This window comes from Terrabacter sp. LjRoot27, from assembly GCF_964254175.1.
GTDB lineage: Bacteria > Actinomycetota > Actinomycetes > Actinomycetales > Dermatophilaceae > Terrabacter.
Map to the genome: position 1 here is coordinate 2,448,294 of NZ_CAXUSS020000001.1, position 24,366 is coordinate 2,472,659.

Consider the following 24,366-nt stretch of genomic DNA (forward strand, 5'->3'; position numbering starts at 1 on the left):
GCGTGACCTTCCTGCGCGCCCTGTTCACCCTGCTGCGTGGGCGCGGATTCCGTCGGCTCTTCGTCAGCCGGGTCACGTCGTCGTTCAGCGACGGCATCTTCCAGGTCGCCCTCGCCAGCCACGTCCTCTTCAACCCGGAGAAGGCCGCCGACGCACGCGGGATCGCGATCGCCTTCGCCATCGTGCTGCTGCCCTACACGGCGCTCGGGCCGTTCGTCGGGGTGCTCCTCGACCGGTGGCCGCGCAAGCGCGTCATCGTCGTGAGCCAGCTCATCCGCGCCGTGGCGATCCTGGGCGTCACCGGCCTCGTCACGGGCGCCGACACCGGACCGGCCTTCTTCGGCCTCGTCCTGCTCGTCTTCTCGGTCAACCGGTTCATCCTCGCCGGGCTCGCATCGGCCATGCCCCACGTGGTCCCCCGCGAGGACCTCGTCAGCGCCAACTCGGTCGCTCCGACGTGCGGCTCCCTCGCCTACCTGCTCGGTGGGGTCGTCGGCACCGGGGTCCGCGCGCTCGGCGGCAGCGACGTGCTCGACGTCCTCCTCGCCGCCGTGGGGGTCCTCGTGGCGGCGTGGGCCGCGACCCGGCTGCCGTTCATCGGTCCGGACGACACGAGCGGCGCACCCTCGGTCGGGCAGATCACGAGGTCCGTCGTGACGGGCCTCGTCGAGGCCGTGCACACGCTGCCGCGGCGGGCCCGTCTGCTGCTCGTCCTCGTCTTCCTCACCCGCCTCCCGTTCGGCTTCCTGCTGCTGCAGACCCTGCTGCTCTTCCGCGGCCCGTTCGAGTCGGGCCACGGCGCGCGCGGCTTCGGCATCGCCGCAGCCGCGTCGGCGCTCGGGTTCGCCTCGGCGGCCTTCGTCACCCCGTGGCTGGCCCCCCGGCTGACCGCCGTGCCGTATGCGGCCCGGATGCTCGCGCTCGGCGCGCTCGTGTGCGCCGTGCTGGGTCCGTTCCTCACGCCGTGGAGCATCGTCGTCGTCGGCTTCGTCGTCTCGTTCACCTCGCAGTGCGTCAAGATCACCGTCGACTCGCTCCTGCAGGCCCACGTCGACGACCACCTGCTCGGCCGGGCCTTCTCCGCCTACGACGTCGTCTACAACGCCGGCATGGTCGCGGCCGCTGCCCTCGGCGCGCTCGTCCTGCCGGAGAGCGGGCTCGCGTGGTGGCCGCTCGTGGCCTTCGCCTGCCTCTACGGGGCGACCGCGATGCTCCTCGGCCGGCTCTGGACCCGGGCCACGGTGCTCGACCACGAGCGGCCACTAGGCTGACGGCGTGCTTCCTGAGCTGACCGCCACCCGCTACGTGACGCCGCTCAAGGAGGGCGGCTCGCTGCCCGGCATCGTGGAGGCCGACGACGACGGCACCTACGTCCTGAAGTTCCGGGGCGCCGGTCAGGGGCTCAAGGTCCTCGTGGCCGAGGTGCTCGTCGCCGGGATCGCCCGGCTGCTCGAGGTGCCGGTGCCGGACCTCGCCGTCGTCCGCCTCGACCCGCGCATCGCGAAGTACGAGGCCGACGAGGAGGTCCAGGACCTGCTCACCGCCTCTGTCGGGACCAACCTCGGTGTCGACTTCCTGCCCGGCTCCCTCGGCTACGACGGCTCGAGGCCGCCCGACGCGGACCTCGCCGAGCGGATCATCTGGCTCGATGCGCTGACGGCCAACGTCGACCGCACGTGGTCCAACCCCAACCTGCTCGTGTGGCACGGCCGCACGTGGGCCATCGACCACGGTGCCGCGCTCTACTTCCACCACTCGTGGCCGAGCAAGGCGCCCGCGCCGGAGCGTTTCGCCGCCCAGCCCTTCGACGCCAGCCGCCACGTGCTGCGCGACGTCGCCGGCGACGTCGCGCGGCGCCACGACGAGCTCGCCGCGCGCCTCACGCCCGAGGCCGTCGACGCCGTGGTCGCCGAGGTGCCCGACGAGTGGATCGAGCCCACGCCCCACCTCGCCGACGCACCCGCGGTGCGGGCGGCATACGCCCTCATGCTGCGGGCCCGTCTCGACGGGCCGCTCACGTGGGTGCCGACGGGTGTCGCCGCGTGAACGCCTACCAGTACGTCCTGCTCCGGCTCGTGCCGCGCGTCGACCGGGAGGAGTTCATCAACGTCGGCGTCGTGCTCTACTCGCAGGACGCCGGCTTCCTCGACGCCGCGTGGGAGCTCGACGAGCGCCGCGCGGACGCGCTGTCGCCGACGTGCGACCTCGACGGGGTACGGTCGATGCTCGAACGCGTCAGGGCCGTGTGCCGCGGCGAGACGGGCCGCGGCCTGCCGACCCTCGACAAGCCGGGCCAGCGCTTCGGCTGGATCATCGCTCCGCGCTCGACCGTCGTTCAGCCGGGACCGGTCCACGGCGGCCTCTGCGACGACCCCGCCGTCGAGCTGGAGCGCCTGCTCGACCGGCTCGTCCGGGCCTGAGCCGGTCGGTCAGGCCCGCGTCCGCGGTCGCAGCGCCCACATCGCGACGGCGCTCGCCGCGGCGACGTTGAGCGAGTCGACGCCACCGGCCATGGGGATGCGCAGGGTGAGGTCGGCGTCGGCGACCGTCCGCTGCGACAGGCCGTCGCCCTCCGTGCCGACGACGAGCGCGAGGCGCTCGGGAGGCCCGCTCTCGAGGTCGTCGAGCGAGACCGAGTCGTCCGAGAGCGCCATGGCCGCGACCGTGAGGCCGGCGTCGTGCAGCAGGGCCATGCCCTGCGGCCACGGGTCGATCCGCGTCCACGGGACCTGGAACACCGTGCCCATCGAGACCCTGATCGAGCGTCGGTAGAGCGGGTCGGCGCACCGGGGCGTGATGAGGACCGCGTCGACGCCGAGGGCAGCGGCCGACCGGAAGATCGCGCCGACGTTCGTGTGGTCGACGACGTCCTCGAGGACGATGACGCGCCTCGCGTCGGCGATGAGCGACTCGACGCTGGGCAGGGCCGGCCGCTGCATCGCGGCGAGGGCACCGCGGTGGAGGTGGAAGCCGGTCAGCTGCTCGATGACGTCGTGGTCGCCGAAGTAGACGGGGACGCCGTCGGCCTCGGCGTCGGCGACGATGTCGGACAGGTCGTCGAGCCACCGGCGGGCCATGAGGTAGGACCGCGGCCGGTGCCCGGCCCGCAGCGCGCGCCGGATCACCTTCTGGCTCTCGGCGATGTAGAGGCCGCGCTCGGGCTCGTGCCGCCTCCGCAGCACGACGTCGGTGAGCGACACGTAGTCGGTCAGCCGTGGGTCGGTCGGGTCGGTGATCTCGATCGGCACGCCCGACAGGCTAGTGGTGATCGCCCGCTCCCCCGGCATCGTGGACCCGGCCCGGGCGCCGGTGAGGGTCACGCGAGGGTCACGGAGGGTCACGGGAGGGTCAGGGCAGCCACACGAGCTTGACGATGGCGACGAGGCCGATGGCGATGATGAGGCCTCGCAGGACGTTCGGCGGGATGCGCCGGCCCACCCGGGCGCCGATGATGCCCCCGACGAACGCGCCGGTGCCGATGAGCACGACGATGAGCCAGTCGATGTGCTCGCGGGCGAAGAGCACGAACACCGCAGCGGCGACGACGTTGACGACGAGGGAGAGGACGTTCTTGTAGCCGTTGAGGCGCTGCAGCGGCTCGAGGCTGAGAGCGCTGAGCAGCCCCATGAGCAGGACGCCCTGGGCAGCGCCGAAGTAGCCGCCGTAGACACCGGCGGCGAACACCCCGGCTGCCATGGCCGGGGTGTGCCAGCGCGGCACGGGCCCGTCGTGACCCTCGGGGTGGACGCGCGCCTGGATGCGCGGTCCGAGAACGACGAGCACGAGGGCGATGAGGATGAGCACGGGGACGATCGCCAGGAACGCCGCGGCCGGCAGGACGAGCAGCAGACCCGCCCCCACCACCGAGCCGAGGAACGACATGGGCATGAGCCGCCGCAGGGTGGGCGCCTGGCCGTGCAGCTCCCGGCGGTAGCCCCACGCCCCGGTCACGCCTCCCGCGACGAGGCCGATGTTGTTCGAGACGTTCGCGACGAGCGGGTTGACCCCGAAGAAGAGCAGGGTCGGGAAGGTGATGAGTGTGCCGGAGCCGACGATCGTGTTGATGATGCCGGCTCCGGTCCCGGCCAGCGCGACGGCGACGGCGGACCAGAACGACACCCGGTCACCCTACAGAGGGTGACCGGGTGTCGTTCTGGTGGTGTCGCCGGTGGGTGTCGCCGGTGGGTGTCCGTCAGCGCGCGACCGGGGGCTCCGACGGTGCGTCGGGCAGGTCCTCCACGGACGCCGGGGGCGCGACGACCGGCGGCGCGGCGGCGGGCGGCGGGGGCACGTCGGCGCCGCCCGGGTGCATCGGCGGCAGCTGGCGACCCATGGGTGCGGCGTGCTCGGTCGACTCGGCGCTCGCCTGCGCGGCCTGGCCACGGGCCTCGGCAAGTGCCTTGGCCGGGTCCTCGAGCACCGTCTCGGCGAAGGCGTTGTCGTCGGCGTCGCCGGTGTCGACCCACTGCTCCTCGTCGTCGCCGCCCGTCGGGGCCTGCTCGCTGCCACCGAGCGCGTTGCCGATGCCCTTGAGCGCGTCGGTCAGCTCGGACGGGATGATCCACATCTTGTTGGAGTCGCCACGAGCGAGCTGCGGCAGCACCTGGAGGTACTGGTAGGCCAGCAGCTTCTGGGTGGGCTTGCCGCGGTGGATGGCCGCGAACACCTGCTGGATGGCGCGGGCCTGGCCCTGGGCCTCGAGGATGCGGGCCTGCGCCGAGCCCTCGGCCCGCAGGATCTGGCTCTGCTTCTCACCCTCGGCCGTCAGGATGGCCGACTGCTTGAAGCCCTCGGCGGTGAGGATCGCGGCACGACGGTCGCGCTCGGCACGCATCTGCTTCTCCATCGTCTCCTGGACGGAGTGCGGCGGGTCGATGGCCTTGAGCTCGACGCGGTTGACGCGGATGCCCCAGTTGCCGGTGGCCTCGTCGAGGACGCCGCGCAGCTGGCCGTTGATCTGGTCGCGACTCGTCAGGGCCTGCTCGAGGTCGAGCGAGCCGATGACGTTGCGCAGCGTCGTGACGGTCAGCTGCTCGATGCCCTGGATGAAGTTGGCGATCTCGTAGACGGCGGCCTTGGCGTCGGTGACCGAGTAGTAGATGACGGTGTCGATGTTGACGACGAGGTTGTCGCTGGTGATGACGGGCTGCGGCGGGAAGGTGACGACCTGCTCACGCAGGTCGATGTTGGCGCGCACCTTGTCGACGAACGGGATCAGGAAGTGGATACCTGCCGTCAGCGTCTTGTTGTAGCCGCCGAGTCGCTCGACGATCTGTGCCGTCTGCTGCGGCACGATGCGCACGGTGCGCAGCACGACCACGAACGCCACGACGACGATGAGTATCGGAATGATGAGTACCGGGTCCACGACCTTCTCGACCTTCTCCCTGTGCGGTCCGTGCTCCCCCGAGGAAGCACGGTTGGTGCGGGCGGATCGGTCGATCCGCTCGGTGGTTCGGTGGTTCGGCGGCGTCGCCGGGCGCGGGGCCGGAGGCCGGCTCAGCTCCCCACGACGCGGGCGCGGCTCACGATCGCGGTGGCGCCGTCGATGGAGTCGACGACGACCTCCTCGCCGGGCTCGATGTCGTCGCCGAGCGTGCGCGCCGACCACGTCTCGCCGGAGAGCTTGACCCGCCCCCCGGCCGGGTTGACGCGGTCGATGGCGACGGCCGAGCGGCCGACGTGGGCCGCGGCGCCCATGAGCTGTTGTGGCGTGCTGGCCGACAGGCGGTTCTTGAGCCACGGACGCACGATCGCGAGGAGGGCGACGGCCACGAGGGCCGCGACGATGGCCTGCACCACGGGGGGCGCCCCGAAGGCTGCGGCGATCGATCCGCCCACGGCCCCGCCGGCGAGCATGAGGAAGGTGAAGTCGACGGTGACCGCCTCGATGGCGACGAGCACGAGTGCCACCGCCAGCCAGACCATCCAAGCGTGTCCCTCGACCACGTGCCCCCCACCCTGCCTTCGTCCGCGCCGGCGACGGGCCCCGATGTCCCGTGCGTCACTCCTGTGACGTTCTCGATTCTGCCTCAGTTCCCTCTCGGGACCTACGGATCGAGCGGCCGGGACTGGTTGCGATCAGGACTCGGCCCGCGCCGACCAGCGCTCACCGTGCTGCTCGAGCACGAGCGGGAGCCCGAACGTCCTGCTGAGGTTCTCGGCCGTCAGGGTCAGCGGGATGGGTCCTGCGGCGACGACCCTACCGTCGCGGATCATCAGCACGTCGGTGAACGACGGCGGGATCTCCTCGACGTGGTGCGTCACGAGCACCATCGCGGGGGCCTCGGTGTCGGCGGCGAGGTCGGCCAGGCGACGCACGAGGTCCTCGCGGCCGCCGAGGTCGAGACCGGCGGCCGGCTCGTCGAGGAGCATCAGCTCGGGGTCGGTCATGAGCGCCCGCGCGATCTGGACGCGCTTGCGCTCCCCCTCGCTCAGCGTCCCGTAGGCACGGTCGGCGAGGTGGTCGGCCCCGAGGGTCTTGAGCAGCTCCATGGCGCGCACGTAGTCTACGTGGTCGTACGTCTCGCGCCAGCGGCCGATGATGCCGTACGAGGCGGTGACGACGACGTTGCCGACGAGCTCGTCGCCCGGGATCCGCTCGGCCATCGACGAGCTCGCGAGGCCGATGCGCGGCCGCAGCTCGAAGACGTCGACGGCGCCGAGCACCTCACCGAGGACGCCGGCGACACCGGATGTCGGGTGCAGCCGTGCTGCGGCGACCTGGAGCAGGGTGGTCTTGCCGGCACCGTTGGCGCCCAGCACGACCCAGCGCTCCCCCTCCTCCACCTCCCACGTGACGTCGTCGAGGAGCGTCGAGGCACCGCGACGAACGGTGACTCCGGCGAAGGCGAGGACGTCGCTCATGGCTCGACCCTATGACAAGGCCCCCGAGGCCGCCGCGGCGGCGCACCCTACGATGACGGGGTGTCCGAGCTGCCCGCGTCCGTGCGCCTCGCGCTGTGGGTGACGGCCTCGTGGCGCGGTGACCTCGCGACGAAGGACGCGCTGGCTCGAGCCTTCCCCGACCTCGACCACGTCGCCGGTGACCTGGCCCGGCTCGACGTCTGGCGCGACCTCGGCGAGCGGGCGCTGTTCGTGGCGCTTCCCCGTCCGGGCGACCTCAGCCGGATGCCGCGTGGGTCGTCGGCGGCCACGGCGCACGCCGCCGACGCCGGCGAGTGCGTCTTCGTGGCCGGCATCGGCGGGGTCCTCGTGCCGACGCTCTCGGAGTTCGGCCCCGAGGGGGACGTGGGCGTCCGCGCGGACTGGACGGCCTACGAGGCGGACCCGCTCCCCCGGCACCGGATGGAGATGCTCGACCTCCGCGAGATCGAGCGCGACCTCATGCGCCGCCTGCGTGAGCACACGATGCGCTTCGAGCAGGTCGGCGGCCACCCGTGGGGTGACGAGGCGCGCGCCGAGGCGCAGTCCGAGCTCGACACGACCCTCTGGGGCATCCCGTCGGCGACCTCCGGACGCGCCCTGCGGATCATGGCCCTCTCGGCCAACCTCTCCCGCGTCGCGCACCGCAACGCGAACCGGACCGCGCTGGGTTCTGGCGGGCTCGACGCCGCCACCACGGCGAACCGGACGCGACTGCTGCGCGACCTCGCCGCCGATGCCGACGCCGCACTCGCCGACGCGACCAACGTCGCCGTCATGTCCATCGCGGGCTGGCGCCCCGCCTGAGGATCGGCTCGCGAGACGGCGTGCCCGACCGGCTACTCCTCGGGAGCGAGCGTCTCGAGCTGCGCGAGCAGCGCCCGCGCGTAGGCGCGCTCGGCGTCGATGTCGGCGTGGCGCCCGACCGCACCGTCACGCCCACGGGCCGACACGGCATACCCACCCTCGAGCTGTTCGAGCGAGACGAAGGACTCGCCGAGCAGGTCACGCAGCTGGTCCTCCCGCGGGAGCCAGACGGCCTTGTCCTGCTCGACGCTGTCGAGAGCCCACTCGGTCGTGCCGTTGAAGCCGATGACGTCACCCGTCGTGAAGTGGTGGACGTCGACCGTGATCTCGCTGATGACGAAGACGTCGTCCTCCATGCCGCTGACGGCCACGACGAAGCGGTCACCGGAGACGGGCTTCCACGTCAGTCCCGCGTCGGAGAGCCGGCGGGCGAGCTCGAGGGTCAGCATGGTCCCCATCGTCACATCCGCCCCGGACTTCGCCAAGCAACCCTAGATTTGGTCCATGACGGAGCACCCTGGGCTGGAGCCGCTGGACGAGAGCACCTTCGAGACCGTGCTGTGCGTCGTCGCGCACCCGGACGACCTCGAGTACGGCACGGCAGCCGCCGTCGACCGGTGGGTCCGCGCGGGCAAGACCGTGACGTACCTGCTGGCGACGCGCGGGGAGGCCGGCATCGACACCGTGCCGCCGGAGCAGGCCGGTCCGCTGCGCGAGCAGGAGGAGCGGGACGGAGCGGCGAAGGTCGGGGTCGGGGTCGTGGAGTTCCTCGACGGGTTCACCGACGGGGTGGTCGAGTACGGCCTCCCACTGCGTCGCGCCATCGCCCGCGAGATCCGGATCCGCAAGCCCGACCTCGTCATCACGTCGACGTACGCCGACCGCTTCCCGGGCGGTTTCGCCAACCAGGCCGACCACCGGGCGGTGGGTCTGGCCGTCGTCGACGCCAAGGCCGACGCGGGCAACCGGTGGATCTTCCCGGACCTCGTCGACGAGGGGCACGAGCCGTGGCAGGTCGCCCGGCTGCTCGTCGTCGCCGACCCGGACCCGACGCACTTCGTCGACGTCACGGACCACTTCGACGCGGCGGTGGCCTCGCTCTCGGCCCACGACGCCTACCTCGCGGCCCTCGGGCAGGACTACCCGAAGCCGGCCGAGCTGCTCGGGATGATCCTCGGCGGCCCGTCGGAGCTCGTCGGCGTGCCGTATGCCGTGACCGGGAGACTCCTCGGCGGCTGACGTCCGCCGCCCGTGCGAGGGCCTAGCCCAGCGCCGCGACCGCCGTCCGGACCGCCGCGAGGTCGTCGGCAGTGACGCCTTCGGGGCGCATCACGGCATTCCAGGCGTCGACGTACTCGGTCGTGTACTTGTGGCCGTGGCCGGCGGGGACCCCCGTGGAGAACGGGAGGTCGGCGGTGACCTGCCAGAAGGTCACGAACGGCATCCAGAACATCCCCTGGAGCACGTCCTTGCCGGCAGCCTCACCGATCCAGTCGGGCTCGCTGAACACGAGGTTGGGGCTCCACCACACGATCGGGTCGGAGGGGTGCATGAGGTAGAGGACGCGGGTGCCGTCCCACGGCTGGCCCTCGGGCGGCATCGAGGCGGCAGGGTCGGTCGCGAAACGCACCGTCCGCCCGTTCTTGTAGACCGGCTGGATCTCGGGGCTGCCCGGGTCACGCTGGTCGCTGAACTCACGGAACAGCGTGTTGAAGTTCGGCGGCCCGGCGAAGACCGTGCCGGCCGTCCGGTTGCGCAGGTCGTACTCCCCGCTGAAGGCCGTCTCGCCCCCGAACGTCCCGAGGCTCTCGCCCGACACGAACAGCTTGGGACGGGAGTCCTGCGGTAGGCGCGACCAGCGGTCGTAGACCGCGTCGAAGAGCGCCCGGCCCGCCTCGCGGGCCTTCGACTGGTCGACGAGGAACGAGAGCCACGACGGCAGGTACGAGTACTGCATCCCGACCGTGGCCGCGTCGCCGCCGGTCAGGTACTCGAAGGGGGCGACCAGCGCAGGGTCGACCCACCCGCTGCCCGTCGTCGTCACGACGAGCAGGTTCGTCCGCTCGAAGCCGCCCGCCCGCTCGAGGTCGTCGACCGCCAGGGCGGCCCGCTGCTCGGCGTCCTCGGCCGAGTCGAGACCGGCGTAGGTGCGGATGGGCTCCTCGGCCGGGTGGTGGACGACCGCCTCGATGTCGCTCGCCGTGGGCCCCGACGCCGTGAACGTGCGTCCCTCCCGACCGAGGGAGTCCCACGACACCATCGAGCCCGGCCCGCCCGAGCGAAGGCCGCTCGTGGGCTGGACCACTCCCTCCTGCGTCACCGTGTTGCCGACCGAGAAGGCCTCGTCCATGGCGCTGACGAGGCCGTCGAGCAGGATGCCGCTGATGACGAGGTAGGTCATCGTCGTGACGAGGACCCAGCCCGTCGCGCCGGCCGCCCGCCGCCCGAACCGGCGGCTCAGCCGGTCCGCGACCCAGTGGTAGACGCGTCGGATGCCCCGGCCGATGAGCAGGAACACCGCGAAGAAGAACACCGCGACGAGCGGCGAGGCGATCACGAGTGCGATGTTGTACTCCGTCACCCCCATCAGGCTGCGGATCTCGTGCTGCCAGTACTGCCCGAGGCCGAAGAAGACGAGCAGGAGCACGCCTCCGCCGACGACCAGGGCGCGCCAGGACGACGCCTTGGGCGCGCGTGGCTCGCGATCCGCGAAGGCGCGCCACAGCCATGCGCCGAGGACCCCGAGGCCGTAGCCGATGGATGCGGTGATCCCACAGACCAGTCCCTGGATGAAACCGCCGCGCGGGAGCAGCGACGGGGTGAACGACAGGGCCGCGAAGAGGACCGCGCCCCAGCACCCGGGGATCGTGAAGTGGAGCAGCCCCCGGAGCCGTCCGGGGCGGGGCTCCGGCCCGTTCGCCCCTTCGACCGACCCGGGGTCGGTGCCGGGCAGTGCTTCGTGGCCAGCCACATCAGTCGCCATCTCGAGCTCGATCCGGTCAGCGGGGTCGGGACGTGTCATCCGAACGGTCCCACGCCTCCCGGCCCGCAACCACCGGAACGCCGGATTCGCGACCGCTTCGCGTCCCGTCCGAGACCCACCGCGTCAGCCCTTGGCCCGGGCCTGCGCCTCCTCGCGGAGCCGGGGCTCCGTGCGCCGTTCGGGGTGGATGCCGCGCTTGTCGCGGTAGAACGCCCGAACCTTGTCCATGTCCGCGACCACGTCTGCCGTGGCTGTCATGGTGGGCCCGAATCCGGCTGTGCGAGAGGGCCCGTCGATGAACGCCAGGGCGATGGGCAGGCCGGCTGACCGCGCGATGCGCCAGAAGCCGGACTTCCAGTAGCCGCCCTTCGTGCGGGTGCCCTCGGCAGCGAGGATCAGCAGGAACGGCTCCCCGCTCCGGGCCTCCCGCACGAGTCCCCGCACGACGTCGCCGGGGTTGTCACGGTCGATCGGGATGCCACCGAGCCGCGGCAGGAGCCACCCGAGTGGTCCACGGAAGAGCTCCTTCTTGATGAGGACCCGGGGCGTGACCCCGCCCCGCCACATGACGAGGAGCATCATGACGAAGTCCCAGTTGGACGTGTGTGGGGCGCCGACGAGGATGCCGGTGCGGGGTACGTCACCCACCGCGGTCCACCCGCTGAGGCGCAGGACGAGGCGGGCCAGGCGACTCCTCATGACATGTCCTTTCGACCTGCGGCGGTCGTCCGCCTCCCCCAACCTACGCGAGGTGCACGCCGGAGCCGAGGTGCCGCGTGGGTGTGGTGCGTCCGCGGCTGCAGCGCGGGCCCGGGCCGCCACCCGTCAGGGGCCGAGAACCGAGCGGTAGACCTCGAGGGTGCGGTCGCCGATGGAGGCCCACGAGAACGAGTCGACCGCCCGCTGTCGGCCGGCGCGACCGAAGGCGCGGGCCCGCTCGACGTCGGAGACGGCGTCGGTGAGTGCGGCGGCGAGGTCGGCGACGAAGCGGTCGGGGTCGACCGGCGTGCCAGTGCCGTCCTGGACCTGCTCGATCGGCACGAGCCACCCCGTCTCGCCGTCGACGACGACCTCGGGGATGCCGCCGGTGGCCGTGGCGACGACGGCGAGCTCGCACGCCATCGCCTCGAGGTTGACGATGCCGAGCGGCTCGTAGACGGACGGGCACGCGAACACGGTGCCGTGGCTCAGCAGGGCGACGACCTCGTTGCGGGGCAGCATGTCGGGGATCCAGACGACGCCCTCGCGCTGGGCCCGCAGCTCGTTCATGAGTCCCTCGACCTCGGCGAGGATCTCCGGGGTGTCGGGGGCGCCGGCGCAGAGCACGAGCTGGACGTCCGGAGGCAGCTGCGCGCAGGCGCGCAGCAGGTAGGGCAGGCCCTTCTGGCGGGTGATCCGACCGACGAAGACGACGGAGCGCTTGTCGGGGTCGACGCCGTGGCGACGGACGATCTCGGTGGCCTCGGGCGACCGGTCGGCGGACCACAGCTGCGAGTCGATCCCGTTGTGCACCACGTGGACCCGCGCCGGGTCGAGCGACGGGTAGCTCTTGAGGATGTCCTCGCGCATGCCCGCGCTGACCGCGACGACTGCAGCGGCCGACTCGTACGCGGTGCGCTCGGCCCACGACGACACGCGGTAGCCGCCACCGAGCTGCTCGGCCTTCCAGGGACGCATCGGCTCGAGCGAGTGCGCCGTCACGACGTGCGGCATGCCGCCGAGGAGCGACGCCAGGTGGCCGGCCATGTTGGCGTACCACGTGTGCGAGTGGACGAGGTCGGCTCCGACGCAGTCACCGGCCATGCTGACGTCGACGCCGAGGGTCTGCATCGCCGCGTTGCCGGCGGCGAGCTCGGGCAGATCGGCGTAGGCCGTCGTCCCGGGCTCGTCGCGCGCGGCGCCGAAGCAGCGCACCTGCACGTCGATGTCACCGCGCTCTCGCAGGGCCCGGACGAGCTCTGCCACGTGAACACCCGCGCCTCCGTAGATGGCCGGCGGGTACTCCTTGCTGAGGATGTCGACGCGCACGTTCCGACCCTAGTGCCGCGTCCGTCCCGCGGAGCGGAAAGCTCGGCCGATCTTGCGTGCTGAACCTGTCAGCCGACGGACGCCTGCCCTAGGGTGGCGCTCATGGCCCGACGAAGCCCAGCTGCTGGTCCGAAAGTCCTCGCGATCGTGCTCGCTGGCGGTGAGGGCAAGCGATTGATGCCTCTGACCGCCGACCGGGCCAAACCCGCCGTGCCGTTCGCCGGCATCTACCGCCTCATCGACCTGGCCCTGTCCAACGTCGTCAACTCCGGCTACCTCCAGGTCGTCGTCCTGACGCAGTACAAGTCCCACAGCCTCGACGCGCACGTGACGAAGACGTGGCGCATGTCGACGCTCCTCGGCAACTACGTCACGACGGTCCCGGCGCAGCAGCGCGTCGACAAGAACTGGTACCTCGGCAGCGCCGACGCGATCTACCAGAGCCTCAACCTCATGCACGACGAGCGGCCCGACATCGTCGTCGTCGTGGGTGCCGACCACGTCTACCGCATGGACTTCAGCGCGATGGTCGAGCAGCACATCGAGTCGGGGGCAGCCTGCACCGTCGCGGCCATCCGCCAGCCCATCTCCCTCGCCGACCAGTTCGGCGTCATCGAGGTCGACGACGCAGACCCGTCCAAGATCGCGGCCTTCCTCGAGAAGCCGAAGGACCCCAAGGGCCTGCCCGACAACCCCAACGAGGTCCTCGCGTCGATGGGCAACTACGTCTTCACCGCCGCGGCGCTCGAGGCGGCCGTCATCGCCGACCACGACAACGAGGCGAGCAGCAACGACATGGGCGGCGACATCGTGCCCTACTTCGTCAGCCGCGGAGAGGCAGGCGTCTACGACTTCAAGGACAACGAGGTGCCGGGCGCCACCGACCGCGACCGCGGCTACTGGCGCGACGTCGGGACCATCGAGTCGTACTACGACGCCCACATGGACCTCATCTCGATCCACCCCGTCTTCAACCTCTACAACTACGACTGGCCGATCTACACGAGCCACAGCCCCTACCCGCCGGCGAAGTTCGTCCACGGCAGCGGCGACCGCATCGGCGAGGCCCTCAACTCCGCGGTCTCCCCCGGCGTCGTCGTGTCCGGAGCGCACATCTACGCCTCGGTGCTCTCGCCCCTCGTCAAGGTGCACTCCTACGCGAGCATCCAGGGGTCGGTCCTGCTCGACGGCGTCGAGGTGCACCGGCACGCCCAGATCCGCCGGGCGATCATCGACAAGAACGTCGTGATCCCGGAGGGCTGCCAGATCGGCATCGACCACGAGCACGACCGGGCCCGTGGCCTCCACGTCACCGAGACCGGCATCGTCGTCGTGGGCAAGGGCCAGCTCGTCACCCGGTGAGCATCGCGCGATGACATCTGCAAAGGTCTGACCATGACGTCCACTGCCACGAATCCCCCTGCCAGCGCAACGGACTCCCGTCCGGCCCGCGTCGGGATCCAGATCCCGCCGCAGCACGCCTCGTGGGCCCAGATCCGCCGGACCGCGGCGACGCTCGAGGAGATGGGCGTCGACGTCCTGCTCAACTGGGACCACTTCTTCCCGCTCAGCGGCGACAGCGGCGGCCAGCACTTCGAGTGCTGGACGATGCTCGGCGCGTGGGCCGAGTCGACCGAGACCGTCGAGATCGGCGCGCTCGTCACGTGCAACAGCTACCGCAACCCGAGCCTGCTCGCCGACATGGCGCGCACGGTCGACCACATGAGCGAGGGACGCCTGATCCTCGGGATCGGCTCGGGCTGGAAGCAGCTCGACTACGACGAGTACGGCTACGACTTCGGGACGGCCGGCGGCCGCCTCGACGACCTGGCGCGCGACCTGCCGATCATCCGGGACCGGTGGACGCGGCTCAACCCCGCCCCGACCCGCGACATCCCCATCCTCATCGGTGGCGGTGGCGAGAAGAAGACGCTGCGGATCGTCGCCGAGCACGCGGACATCTGGCACGGCTTCGGCGGTCCCGAGGAGATCGCGCACAAGCACCGGGTCCTCGACGAGTGGTGCGCGCGCCGCGACCGGGACCCCCTCGAGATCGAGCGGTCGGCCGGCGTCGCCTTCGTGCCCGGCCGCAACCCCGACCAGTCGGGCGACTACGCGAGCAACGCCCAGCAGCTCCACGACATCGGGACGCGCCTGTTCACGGCGAGCGTCGCCGCGGCGGACCCCGACCTCGCGCGGGTGCGGGACCTGCTCCAGTGGCGCGACGAGGTCAACGAGGTCAACGCGGTCAGCTCGTCGTGACGTGCTGACCGCGACCTTCTGGGGACTCGTCGGGGGCGCCGCCCTGCTCGTCGGCGCGCTCCTCGGGCTCTACGCCCGCGCCTCGTACCGCGTCATCGGCCTCGTCATGGCCTTCGGCGCCGGTGTGCTCATCAGCGCGGTCGCCTTCGAGCTCACCGAGGAGGCGTTCCACTCCGCCGGGGCCGCGCCCGTCGTCGTCGGCCTCGTCAGCGGCTCGCTCGTCTTCTTCGCCGGCGACTGGCTCATCGACCGTCGGGGCGGCCACCGGCGCAAGAGCCCGACGGGTGAGCCCCAACAGGGGGCGGGCGCGATGGCGCTGGTCCTCGGGGCCCTGCTGGACGGCATACCCGAGTCGGCGGCGATCGGTGTCAGCGTCATCGGCGGCGGTGAGGTCGGGATCGCGATGGTGGCCGCGGTCTTCCTCTCCAACGTGCCCGAGTCGATGTCGGCGAGTGCCGGCCTCAAGCGAGCGGGACGGTCGACGCGCCAGATCCTGCTCCTGTGGTTCGTCGTCATGCTGGCGTCGGGCCTCGCCGCAGGCCTCGGCTACGTCCTGCTCGAGGGTGCCTCACCGGCCGTCGTGGCGGGGATCCAGACGTTCGCGGCCGGTGCCATCATCACGATGCTCGCCGACACGATGATGCCCGAGGCGACCGAGCACGCCGGGCGCCTCGTCGGGCTCGTGACGATGCTCGGCTTCGCCCTCGCCTTCCTGCTCAGCGCCCTGGGCTGAGGCGCGCGGGACGCCGCCGGACGGCATACGCCCTCCGCCATGACGGACGTCACCGGCCGTATGCCGGAAGGTGGCGCGGGCGCGCCCGCGTGCTCACTACCCTGACCCGGGTGACCGAAGCGAACAGCACGGACGGAACGGACATCCAGACCCTGAGCGTCACCGTGACGGGCGCCGACCGTCCGGGCGTCACCGGCACGCTCCTCGGAGCGCTGTCGGGGGTCGACGCGGAGGTCCTCGACATCCAGCAGGTCGCCGTGCACGGCCACCTCACCCTGACGGTGCTGCTGCGCCCGGGCGCGCACGTCGACCAGCTGCGCGACGCCGCAGCGGTGGCCGCCCACCGGCTCGGCCTCGCCCTGACGGTCGTCGAGGGCACCGGCGTCAACGCCCGCTCGCGCCAGGGACGTGCGGCCGTCGTCGTCCTCGGCGCCCCGCTCAGCGCCGACGCCGTCTCGCTCGTCACGACCCGCATCGCCGACCACGGCGCCAACATCGACCGCATCCGCCGGCTCTCGCGCTACCCCGTGACGACGGTCGAGTTCGACATCTCCGGTGCCGACGTGCCGTCCCTGCGCACCGAGCTCGCCCTCGTGGCCACGTCCGAGGGCATCGACATCGCCGTCGCCCCCGGCGGGCTCGCGCGGCGCGGCCGCCGCCTCGTCGTGCTCGACGTCGACTCGACCCTCATCCAGCAGGAGGTCATCGAGCTGCTCGCCGCGCACAGCGGCCGGGAGGCCGAGGTGGCCGAGGTGACGGCGCGCGCCATGGCGGGCGAGCTCGACTTCGAGGAGTCGCTGCGCGCCCGCGTGGCGACGCTCGCGGGACTCCCGGAGTCGGTCCTCGACGAGGTGCGCGAGTCGGTGCAGCTGACGCCCGGGGCGCGGACGCTCGTGCGGACGCTCAAGCGACTCGGCTTCACCGTCGGCCTCGTCAGCGGTGGCTTCATCGAGATCGTCGGCGAGCTCGCGGACGACCTCGGCATCGACCACGCCCGGGCCAACCGGCTCGAGATCGAGGACGGCCACCTCACGGGACGCGTCGTCGGCGAGGTCGTCGACCGGGCCGGCAAGGCGCGCGCGCTGCGCGAGTTCGCCGAGCAGGAGGGCCTCCCGCTCAGCCGCACCGTCGCGATCGGCGACGGCGCCAACGATCTCGACATGCTCGACGTCGCCGGCCTCGGGGTCGCCTTCAACGCCAAGCCGATCGTGCAGGAGCAGGCCCAGACGGCGGTCAACGTGCCCTACCTCGACTCGGTGCTCTACCTGCTCGGCATCTCCCGCGAGGAGATCGAGGAGGCCGATCTCGACGACGGCACGCCGACCCAGGCTCCGCCGGTCCCGCACGCCGGTCACTAGGCTGGCGCGATGCAGTCCGTGGCCTCCTCGTCCGTAGCCCCGAACCCGAACGGCGTCCGGAGGACGCTGCTCATCATCGGCGGTGCCGAGGACCGGATCGGGCGGTCGGTCGTGCTCAAGCGCTTCGTCAAGCTGGCCGGCGGCCGTCGGTCGCACATCGTCGTCATCCCCACGGCGTCCTCGTACGCCGACGAGGTGTCCGAGGCCTACCGCGACGTCTTCACCCGGCTGCGCGGTGGTGAGTACTCCGTCGTGCACCCCGAGACGCGTCGGGACGCGAACGACCCGGCCATGGTCGAGGCGCTCGACACCGCGACCGGCGTCTTCATCACCGGCGGCAGCCAGGTCAAGCTGGCCCAGAACATCGTCGGCACGCCCGTGGGCGACGCCGTGGTCCGCGCCTACGAGCGCGGCGCCGTCGTCGCCGGCACGTCGGCCGGCGCCTCGATCATGAGCCGCTACATGATCTCGCTCGGCGAGGAGGGTCTGACGCCCAAGCAGCGCGCCAGCCAGATCTCGGCCGGCCTCGGCCTCGTCGAGGACGTCATCATCGACCAGCACTTCGACCAGCGCGGCCGCTACGGCCGGCTCATGTCCATGGTCGCCGCCTCACCGAACCTGCTCGGCATGGGCATCGACGAGAACACCGCGGCCGAGATCCGCGGCGGCAGGGTCATGTCGGTCATCGGCGCCGGCTCGATCTTCGTCGTCAACGCCCGCAACGCCATCACCGACGCCCCCGACGCCCGTCGCGGTGCGCCCCTGCTCGTTTCGGGTGCGGTCGTGCACTCGCTGCCCACGGGCAGTACGTTCGACCTGGACCACGTCGAGCTGACCGCGTTCGTCGAGCGCCACCCGGACATCGAGGGCGCGGTCGTCCCGGCCAAGGTCCGTGCGGCGCGCTCGTCGACGAGCAGCGCCGCTCACTGAGTCCCCGTTCGTCCAGCCGCACCGAACCGCACCAACGGTCGACCGGGGTATGCCGCACGGCACGTCCCGCACGACCCCGTAGGAGGAGATCCATGGCCGTCGAGGTACCCACCCCCACAGGCCCGGCCCGACCGGACCTGAAGATCCTCGAGACCCGGATCTACCGCGGACCCAACGTCTGGTCCTACCAGCAGGCCGTCCACCTCGTCGTCGACCTCGGCAGCCTCGAGGAGTACCCCACGGTCTCGCTCCCCGGCTTCACCGACCAGCTCGTCGACCTCGTGCCCGGCCTCGAGCGCCACACGTGCTCGCTCGGTCGGCGGGGTGGGTTCATCGAGCGGCTGCGGGAGGGGACGTGGCTCGGCCACGTCGCCGAGCACGTGGCGCTGCAGCTGCAGACCCTCGCGGGGCACGACTCGCGCCGTGGCAAGACGCGTGCGGTCAAGGGCAAGCCCGGCCAGTACAACGTCGTCTACAGCTACACCGACGAGACCGTGGGTGTCGCCGCGGGCAAGCTCGCCGTGCGCCTCATCAACCACCTCGTGGAGCCCGAGGACGGCTTCGACTTCGAGACGGAGTTCAACGCCTTCCTCCGTCAGGCCGAGCGGGTGGCGTTCGGACCGTCGACGGCCGCCATCCTCGAGGAGGCGGCCTCGCGGGACATCCCCTACATCCGCCTCAACTCCGCCTCCCTCGTCCAGCTCGGCCAGGGCGTCCACGCCCAGCGCATCCGCGCCACGATGACGTCCAAGACGGGCGCCCTCGCCGTCGACATCGCCAGCGACAAGGACCTCACGACCAAGCTCCTCGGCTCGGCCGGGCTGCCCGTGCCCAAGCAGGAGGCCGTGCGCACCCTGCGCGGGGCCATCGAGGCCGCGCGTCGGATCGGGTTCCCCGTCGTCGTCAAGCCGCTCGACGGCAACCACGGCCGCGGGGTCTGCCTTAACCTCATGAGCGACGCAGACGTGGAGAAGGCCTACGACATCGCCAAGGCCGAGTCACGTCGCGGCACGATCATCGTCGAGTCCTTCGTCACGGGTCGCGACTACCGCTGCCTCATCGTCGGCGGACGGATGCAGGCCATCGCCGAGCGCGTGCCCGCGCACGTCATCGGCGACGGCACGCACACGGTCGCCGAGCTCGTCGAGATCACCAACGCCGACCCGCGCCGCGGCGTGGGGCACGAGAAGGTGCTGACGAAGATCAAGGTCGACGCCAACGCCCTCGAGATCCTCGCGGGCCAGGGGCACACGACCGAGTCGGTGCCGCCCGAGGGCGAGATGGTCAAGCTGGCGCTGACGGGCAACATGTCGACCGGTGGCATCTCGATCGACCGCACCTTCGACGCGCACCCCGACAACGTCGAGATCGCCGAGGAGGCCGCCCGCATGGTCGGGCTCGACGTCGCGGGCATCGACTTCATCTGCCCCGACATCACCTACCCGGTGCGCGAGACGGGTGGCGCGATCTGCGAGGTCAACGCCGCCCCCGGCTTCCGCATGCACACACACCCGACCATCGGCGAGCCACAGTTCATCGCCAAGCCGGTCGTCGACCTGCTCTTCCCGCCCGGCGCACAGTCGCGCGTGCCGATCGTCGCCGTCACCGGCACCAACGGCAAGACGACGACCTCCCGCATGATCGCCCACATCTTCAAGGGCCTCGGCCGCAAGGTCGGCATGACCTCGACCGACGGCGTCGTCATCGACGAACGGCTCGTCATCAAGGCCGACGCCTCCGGCCCGCGCTCGGCCCGGATGGTGCTGCAGAACCCCCGCGTCGACTTCGCCGTCATGGAGGTCGCCCGGGGCGGCATCCTGCGCGAGGGCCTCGGCTACGACCGCAACGACATCGCCGTGGTCACCAATGTCGCTCCGGATCACCTGGGGCTCAAGGGGATCGACACCCTGCGCCAGCTCGCCGACGTCAAGGCCGTCATCGTCGAGGCGGTGCCGCGCGACGGCTTCGCCGTGCTCAACGCCGACGACCCGAACGTGCGCAACATGCGCCGTCGCTGCTCGGGCGGCATCGTCTGGTTCTCGATGGCCGAGCCCGGCAGCGAGACCCGTGAGTTCGTCGACGACTACTGCCGCCGCGGAGGACGTGCCGTGGTGCTCGAGCCGAGCGAGCGCGGCGAGATGATCGTCATCAAGCACGGCCGACGCAGCATGCAGCTCGCCTGGACCCACCTGCTCCCGTCGACGTTCGGCGGTGCGGCGCGCTTCAACGTCGCCAACTCGCTCGCCGCCGCGGGCGCAGCCTTCGCGGCAGGGGCCCCGCTCCACGACATCCGCCAGGGCCTGCGCACCTTCGCGACGACGTACTACCTCTCCCCCGGCCGCCTCAACCTCGTCCAGGTCGACAACGCGGACGTGTTCGTCGACTACTGCCACAACGCGGCCGGCATGAAGGAGCTCGGCGCCTTCGTCGACCGCTACGCCGACCAGAAGCAGCGCCAGGCCGACCTCGGCAAGACCTCGCGCATCGGGATGATCGGTGCCGCCGGCGACCGACGTGACGACGACATGCGCGAGCTCGGGGCGGTGGCCGCCCAGCACTTCGACGTCCTCGTCATCCGCGAGGACGAGCGCCTGCGCGGTCGCAAGCCCGGTGAGACGGCCGAGCTCGTGGCCGAGGGCGCGCGCGCCGCGATGAAGGACGGAGCCCGCTGCCGCCAGGTCGAGATCGTCCTCGACGAGCTCGACGCCACGCGCCACGTGCTTGCGCGCACCAACCCCGGCGACCTCGTCGTCATGTGCGTCGACCAGCACGCATTGGTGGTGGCCGAGCTCGAGGAGCGCACCAAGCACGCCCAGGCCGGTGCCCGCATCGGTACGGCCGCAGCGGCGACGAGCGACCCCGACCTCGATCCCAGCACGCTGACCGAGACCGCCGAGGCGGAGGGCGACGAGGCCGAGGGCGAGGCCCTGGGTGCCGTGCCGTCGGACTCGCAGCCGGACCAGTCGGACGACACCGCCATCTGACGCGGGGGTCGACCCCCGCCGACCGACGCCGCAACATCCCAAAGCCGCCCGGGCGGAGTTGGAGCAGTCGAAACACCCTGCCGCTCCTCCACAACTCCGCCCGGGCGGACTTCTGGCGGTCGAACACCCCGGCCCCCGCCCCACAACTCCGCCCCGGCGGACTTATGGCAGTCGAAACACCCGCCGGTGCTCCACAACTCCGCCCGGGCGGAGTTGTGGAGGCCCGCCAGCGCCGATGGGAGCGCGGTGGACTGATCAGTCGGTGACGGGGGCCAGCTCGTCGGCGTAGGCCCGCAGGGCCCGGCGGTAGGCCTGGGTGTCGACGTCCGTCGTCGCCTCGAGCGTGGCCCGGATGAGGTCGGCGACGGCCTGCCGCTCCTGGCCGAGGTCGGCCTGCACGAGCGCCCTCAGCATGAGCGCGGCCGTGTTGTGCGGCCGTGCCTCGAGCACGTCGGCGACGAGGTGCTGGGCCTCGGCGGTCCGACCCACGACGCGCAGGCTCGAGGCGAGCTGGAGCTGCGCGCGGTGGCGGTGCGGCTCGCGGAGCCCACCCGCCAGGGCCTCCTCGTAGAGACCGATGGCGCCCTGCTCGTCGCCCATCGCGTCCTTGACGCCGGCGAGCTCGAAGACGAGGCGTGGGTCGCCCGGGTGGCCGTCGACGAGCTCCTGGGCGGCGGCGAGCCGAGCCTGCTCGTCGTCGCCCTCCCACAGGGCCGCGATGTCGGCCTCGAGCTCGTGCTCGCCACGCGCGGCGACGACCTTGCGGCGGATCGAGCGCGCGTCGTCGACCTTGCCGCCGTGGGCACGGATCCAGCCGTCGACCTCGGTGCGCTCTGCGTGGCACATGAGGGCGATGACGTCGCCGTCGAGCGCGTGCGGCACGAGGGCCTCGAACGACTCGAGCTCCGTGTCGTAGCCGGGCACGTCGAGGACACCGACCTTGGCCAGACCCTCACGGAAGAGTCCGAGCAGGTCCTCGGCCTCGCGTCCGCGCAGGTAGTGACGGGCCACCTTGAGGACGACCTCCTCGGCGCCGCGACCGGCGATCTCGCCCATCGCGACGATCGCCTCGTCGGCGCGGTCACCCGCGCAGCCGAGACCGAGGCGCACGGCCCCACCGGGCGCGGCGAGACCGCGGGCGACGTCGAGGAGGGCCTCGAGGCCGGCCTCGTTGTGGGCCATGTCCATGATGACGGTGGCCTTGCCGCCGCTCGGCAGCGGCAGCGAGTACGTGTTGAGCCGGCCCCAGTTGTGCTCGGGGTCGGGCGCGAAGGTCCGCAGGCCCTCGACGACGGCCGAGCGCGGGACACCGAGGCCCAGAGCCGCGGCGGCACCGGCCACCGCGTTGGCGATGTTGTTGCGGGACAGGCCGCTCAGCGTCATGGGGACGTCGACGATCTTGACCAGGCGGTCCGGGTCGCCGTTGGGCGACAGGACGACGATCTCGCCGTCGAGGACGGTGATGCCGCGGCCGCCGGAGTTGATCGACTCCCAGAGCGCCGGAGACGCGGGGTCGAGGCTGAAGGCCCACGGCTTGGCCTTGATGCCGAAGCGCATGGCCCACACGCGGGGGTCGTCGCCGTTGAGGACGACCCAGCCCTGCGGCTTCGTGACGGTGGTGACGATCGCCTTGACCTCGGCCAGCTGGTCGAGGGTGTCGATCCCCTGCAGCCCGAGGTGGTCGGCGCTGACGTTGGTGACGACGCTGACGTCGTTGGCCGTGACGCCCATGCCCTTGAGAAGCATGCCGCCGCGGGCGGTCTCGAGGATGCCGATCTCGAGGCCGGGCGTCTCGAGGACGCCGCGCGCACCGGCGGGTCCGGAGAAGTCCCCCTCCTCCTTCGTCTCCCCCATGACGACGACACCGTCGGTCGAGCTCCAGGCCGTCGTGAGGCCGGCGCTCATGCACATGTGCGCCATGAGCCGGGTCGTCGTCGTCTTGCCGTTGGTGCCGGTGACGGACGCGACCGGAACCGTCGGGGTCAGGACGCTGGGGCCGGGACCGTCCGGCGCGGCCAGGATGACCCCGGCGGCCTCCTCGATGACCTCGTCGGCCCGCCGGGACGGGTCGAGCAGCCCGGCCATGACGGCGCCGACCTGCTCCCCCGCGACCCGGCCGCGCGTGCGGTGCACCCACGGGAAGGCGAGCACGACGTCGTCGACGGTCTGACCTGCCCGGACGCGTACGCCCAGGCGACCGGCGCCGATCTCGGTGCCGACGCGACGCGTCACGGTGCGGATGACACGCATGACGAAGCGCTGGCGCAGGGCGGTGCCTCGCTTGCCGGGACGGGCCGAGCGCATGCCCAGACGGCGGGCCAGGGCCTCGGCGTCGGTGCGCTTGAGGTCGAGGAAGCCGGGGACGTGCAGGATGACCTTGATCGCGGGCCGGGCGAAGTAGAGGTTGGGCCCGTCGAGCACCCTGACCTCGTCGACGCGGACCTGGTCGACGGGCAGCGACACCACCTCGGGCTCGGTCGTCGTCAGGGGGCTGGACTCGGTCCCGGCGTGAGGCATGGGCAGGACTCTAGCGAGAGCACCCGTGGGCGTGCGCGGTCACTGCCCCATCGCGTGGACGCCGCCGTCGACGTGGACGATCTCGCCGGTCGTGGCGGGGAACCAGTCGGAGAGCAGGGCCGCGCAGGCCTTCGCCGCGGGTACCGGGTCGTTGACGTCCCAGCCGAGCGGCGCGCGGTCGTCCCAGATCTGCTCGAACTGCTCGAAGCCCGGGATGGACTTGGCCGCCGTCGTGCGGATCGGGCCCGCCGCGACGAGGTTGCAGCGCACGTCCTTGGGGCCGAGGTCACGGGCGAGGTAGCGGTTCGTCGACTCGAAGGCGGCCTTGGCCACGCCCATCCAGTCGTAGACCGGCCACGCGAACTTCGCGTCGAAGGTCAGGCCGACGACGCTGCCGCCCTCGGACATGAGCGGCAGGGTCGCGACGGCGAGCGACTTGAGGCTGTACGCCGAGATCTGCAGGGCCGTCGAGACGTCCTCCCACGTGCCCTCGAGGAAGTTGAAGGCGCCCTGCGGGGCGAAGCCGATCGAGTGCAGGACCCCGTCGAGGCTGTCCACGTGCTCGCGCAGGCGGTCGGCGAGGGTGTCGAGGTGCTCCTGGTCGGCGACGTCGAGCTCGATGACGACGGGCGTCTCGGGCAGCCGCTTGGCGATGGTCTGGGTGATCTTCATCGTCCGGCCGAACGAGGTGAGGATGACCGTCGCACCCTCCTGCTGGGCGATCTTGGCGACGTGGAACGCGATCGAGCTGTCCATGAGGACACCGGTGATGAGGAGCTTCTTGCCTTCGAGGATTCCCATGCCTGCGACTTTCTCGTGTGGGTGGGGAGGCTTGCTGCACAAGGGGGCTGACGGCATACGACCGTATGCCGTGGGGTG

The 24,366-nt window shown here is 71.7% G+C and carries 22 protein-coding genes; 11 read left to right on the top strand and 11 right to left on the bottom strand.

Annotated features, from left to right (window positions below; all coding sequences use genetic code 11):
* The first annotated feature begins 2 nt into the window (after positions 1 to 2).
* From ACSQ2D_RS11495 to ACSQ2D_RS11505, 3 genes are read left to right on the top strand one after another with little or no spacing between them, the layout of a single operon-like run.
* The gene (locus ACSQ2D_RS11495) at positions 3 to 1,271 is read left to right on the top strand and encodes an MFS transporter (RefSeq protein WP_435986075.1); all 1,269 of its coding nucleotides are present in this window, start codon (positions 3 to 5) and stop codon (positions 1,269 to 1,271) included.
* A 4-nt stretch (positions 1,272 to 1,275) separates the two neighbouring features.
* On the top strand, positions 1,276 to 2,046 hold the full coding sequence (locus ACSQ2D_RS11500) for a HipA family kinase (protein WP_435986076.1): 771 nt from the start codon (positions 1,276 to 1,278) through the stop codon (positions 2,044 to 2,046).
* On the top strand, positions 2,043 to 2,420 hold the full coding sequence (locus ACSQ2D_RS11505) for a DUF3037 domain-containing protein (RefSeq protein WP_435986077.1): 378 nt from the start codon (positions 2,043 to 2,045) through the stop codon (positions 2,418 to 2,420). The genes ACSQ2D_RS11500 and ACSQ2D_RS11505 overlap by 4 nt, the downstream gene beginning before the upstream one ends.
* Positions 2,421 to 2,429: 9 nt before the next feature.
* Here ACSQ2D_RS11505 and ACSQ2D_RS11510 read toward each other — a convergent pair whose 3' ends face one another.
* From ACSQ2D_RS11510 to ACSQ2D_RS11530, 5 genes are all read right to left on the bottom strand, one after another.
* Positions 2,430 to 3,248: a TrmH family RNA methyltransferase gene (locus tag ACSQ2D_RS11510; protein ID WP_435986078.1), complete on the bottom strand. Its 819-nt coding sequence runs from the start codon at positions 3,246 to 3,248 to the stop codon at positions 2,430 to 2,432.
* 100 nt (positions 3,249 to 3,348) lie between these two features.
* The gene (locus tag ACSQ2D_RS11515) at positions 3,349 to 4,119 is read right to left on the bottom strand and encodes a sulfite exporter TauE/SafE family protein (protein ID WP_435986079.1); all 771 of its coding nucleotides are present in this window, start codon (positions 4,117 to 4,119) and stop codon (positions 3,349 to 3,351) included.
* A gap of 73 nt (positions 4,120 to 4,192) precedes the next feature.
* Positions 4,193 to 5,368, bottom strand: a complete 1,176-nt coding sequence (locus tag ACSQ2D_RS11520; RefSeq protein WP_435986080.1) for an SPFH domain-containing protein — start codon at positions 5,366 to 5,368, stop codon at positions 4,193 to 4,195.
* A 131-nt stretch (positions 5,369 to 5,499) separates the two neighbouring features.
* Complete coding sequence (locus ACSQ2D_RS11525) at positions 5,500 to 5,928, bottom strand: NfeD family protein (RefSeq protein ID WP_435986081.1); 429 nt, start codon at positions 5,926 to 5,928, stop codon at positions 5,500 to 5,502.
* 153 nt (positions 5,929 to 6,081) lie between these two features.
* Entirely contained in the window at positions 6,082 to 6,867 is a 786-nt protein-coding gene (locus ACSQ2D_RS11530) for an ABC transporter ATP-binding protein (RefSeq protein ID WP_435986082.1), read from the bottom strand.
* Positions 6,868 to 6,927: 60 nt separating this feature from the next.
* On the opposite strand from ACSQ2D_RS11530, the gene ACSQ2D_RS11535 reads away from it, so the two are divergent.
* Positions 6,928 to 7,692 carry a hypothetical protein gene (locus ACSQ2D_RS11535; RefSeq protein ID WP_435986083.1) on the top strand — a complete coding sequence of 255 codons (765 nt, stop codon included), beginning with the start codon at positions 6,928 to 6,930 and terminating at the stop codon, positions 7,690 to 7,692.
* 32 nt (positions 7,693 to 7,724) lie between these two features.
* On the opposite strand, the gene ACSQ2D_RS11540 is transcribed toward ACSQ2D_RS11535, so the two are convergent.
* Entirely contained in the window at positions 7,725 to 8,141 is a 417-nt protein-coding gene (locus ACSQ2D_RS11540) for a pilus assembly protein CpaE (RefSeq protein ID WP_435986084.1), read from the bottom strand.
* 55 nt (positions 8,142 to 8,196) lie between these two features.
* Here ACSQ2D_RS11540 and ACSQ2D_RS11545 point away from each other — a divergent pair, with 55 nt between their 5' ends.
* Positions 8,197 to 8,931, top strand: coding sequence for a PIG-L deacetylase family protein (locus tag ACSQ2D_RS11545; protein ID WP_435986085.1), 735 nt, complete (start codon positions 8,197 to 8,199; stop codon positions 8,929 to 8,931).
* A 22-nt stretch (positions 8,932 to 8,953) separates the two neighbouring features.
* Here the strand turns inward: ACSQ2D_RS11545 and ACSQ2D_RS11550 are convergent, their stop codons facing one another.
* The 3 genes from ACSQ2D_RS11550 to glgA form a co-directional block, all read right to left on the bottom strand.
* On the bottom strand, positions 8,954 to 10,714 hold the full coding sequence (locus ACSQ2D_RS11550; RefSeq protein ID WP_435986086.1) for an alpha/beta hydrolase: 1,761 nt from the start codon (positions 10,712 to 10,714) through the stop codon (positions 8,954 to 8,956).
* An 84-nt stretch (positions 10,715 to 10,798) separates the two neighbouring features.
* On the bottom strand, positions 10,799 to 11,374 hold the full coding sequence (locus ACSQ2D_RS11555) for a 1-acyl-sn-glycerol-3-phosphate acyltransferase (protein WP_435986087.1): 576 nt from the start codon (positions 11,372 to 11,374) through the stop codon (positions 10,799 to 10,801).
* A gap of 126 nt (positions 11,375 to 11,500) precedes the next feature.
* Entirely contained in the window at positions 11,501 to 12,703 is a 1,203-nt protein-coding gene (glgA, locus tag ACSQ2D_RS11560; RefSeq protein ID WP_435986088.1) for a glycogen synthase, read from the bottom strand.
* Positions 12,704 to 12,805: 102 nt separating this feature from the next.
* Between glgA and glgC the strand changes: the two genes are divergently transcribed.
* The 6 genes from glgC (at position 12,806) to cphA (ending at position 20,970) form a co-directional block, all read left to right on the top strand.
* Complete coding sequence (gene glgC / locus ACSQ2D_RS11565) at positions 12,806 to 14,065, top strand: glucose-1-phosphate adenylyltransferase (protein WP_435986089.1); 1,260 nt, start codon at positions 12,806 to 12,808, stop codon at positions 14,063 to 14,065.
* Positions 14,066 to 14,098: 33 nt separating this feature from the next.
* Positions 14,099 to 14,965, top strand: a complete 867-nt coding sequence (locus ACSQ2D_RS11570; RefSeq protein ID WP_435986090.1) for an LLM class F420-dependent oxidoreductase — start codon at positions 14,099 to 14,101, stop codon at positions 14,963 to 14,965.
* 1 nt (position 14,966) lies between these two features.
* Complete coding sequence (locus ACSQ2D_RS11575) at positions 14,967 to 15,698, top strand: ZIP family metal transporter (protein ID WP_435986091.1); 732 nt, start codon at positions 14,967 to 14,969, stop codon at positions 15,696 to 15,698.
* Positions 15,699 to 15,808: 110 nt separating this feature from the next.
* Positions 15,809 to 17,056 carry a phosphoserine phosphatase SerB gene (gene serB / locus ACSQ2D_RS11580; RefSeq protein WP_435986092.1) on the top strand — a complete coding sequence of 416 codons (1,248 nt, stop codon included), beginning with the start codon at positions 15,809 to 15,811 and terminating at the stop codon, positions 17,054 to 17,056.
* Between the two features lie 9 nt (positions 17,057 to 17,065).
* Positions 17,066 to 17,986 (top strand): cyanophycinase, encoded by a 921-nt coding sequence (locus tag ACSQ2D_RS11585; RefSeq protein ID WP_435986093.1) that lies wholly within the window; start codon positions 17,066 to 17,068, stop codon positions 17,984 to 17,986.
* A gap of 92 nt (positions 17,987 to 18,078) precedes the next feature.
* Positions 18,079 to 20,970: a cyanophycin synthetase gene (gene cphA, locus ACSQ2D_RS11590; protein WP_435986094.1), complete on the top strand. Its 2,892-nt coding sequence runs from the start codon at positions 18,079 to 18,081 to the stop codon at positions 20,968 to 20,970.
* Between the two features lie 255 nt (positions 20,971 to 21,225).
* On the opposite strand, the gene ACSQ2D_RS11595 is transcribed toward cphA, so the two are convergent.
* Together ACSQ2D_RS11595 and fabI are read right to left on the bottom strand one after the other, a co-directional pair.
* Entirely contained in the window at positions 21,226 to 23,487 is a 2,262-nt protein-coding gene (locus ACSQ2D_RS11595) for a tetratricopeptide repeat protein (protein WP_435986095.1), read from the bottom strand.
* Positions 23,488 to 23,526: 39 nt separating this feature from the next.
* Positions 23,527 to 24,288, bottom strand: a complete 762-nt coding sequence (gene fabI, locus ACSQ2D_RS11600; protein ID WP_435986096.1) for an enoyl-ACP reductase FabI — start codon at positions 24,286 to 24,288, stop codon at positions 23,527 to 23,529.
* Between the last annotated feature and the right edge of the window lie 78 nt (positions 24,289 to 24,366).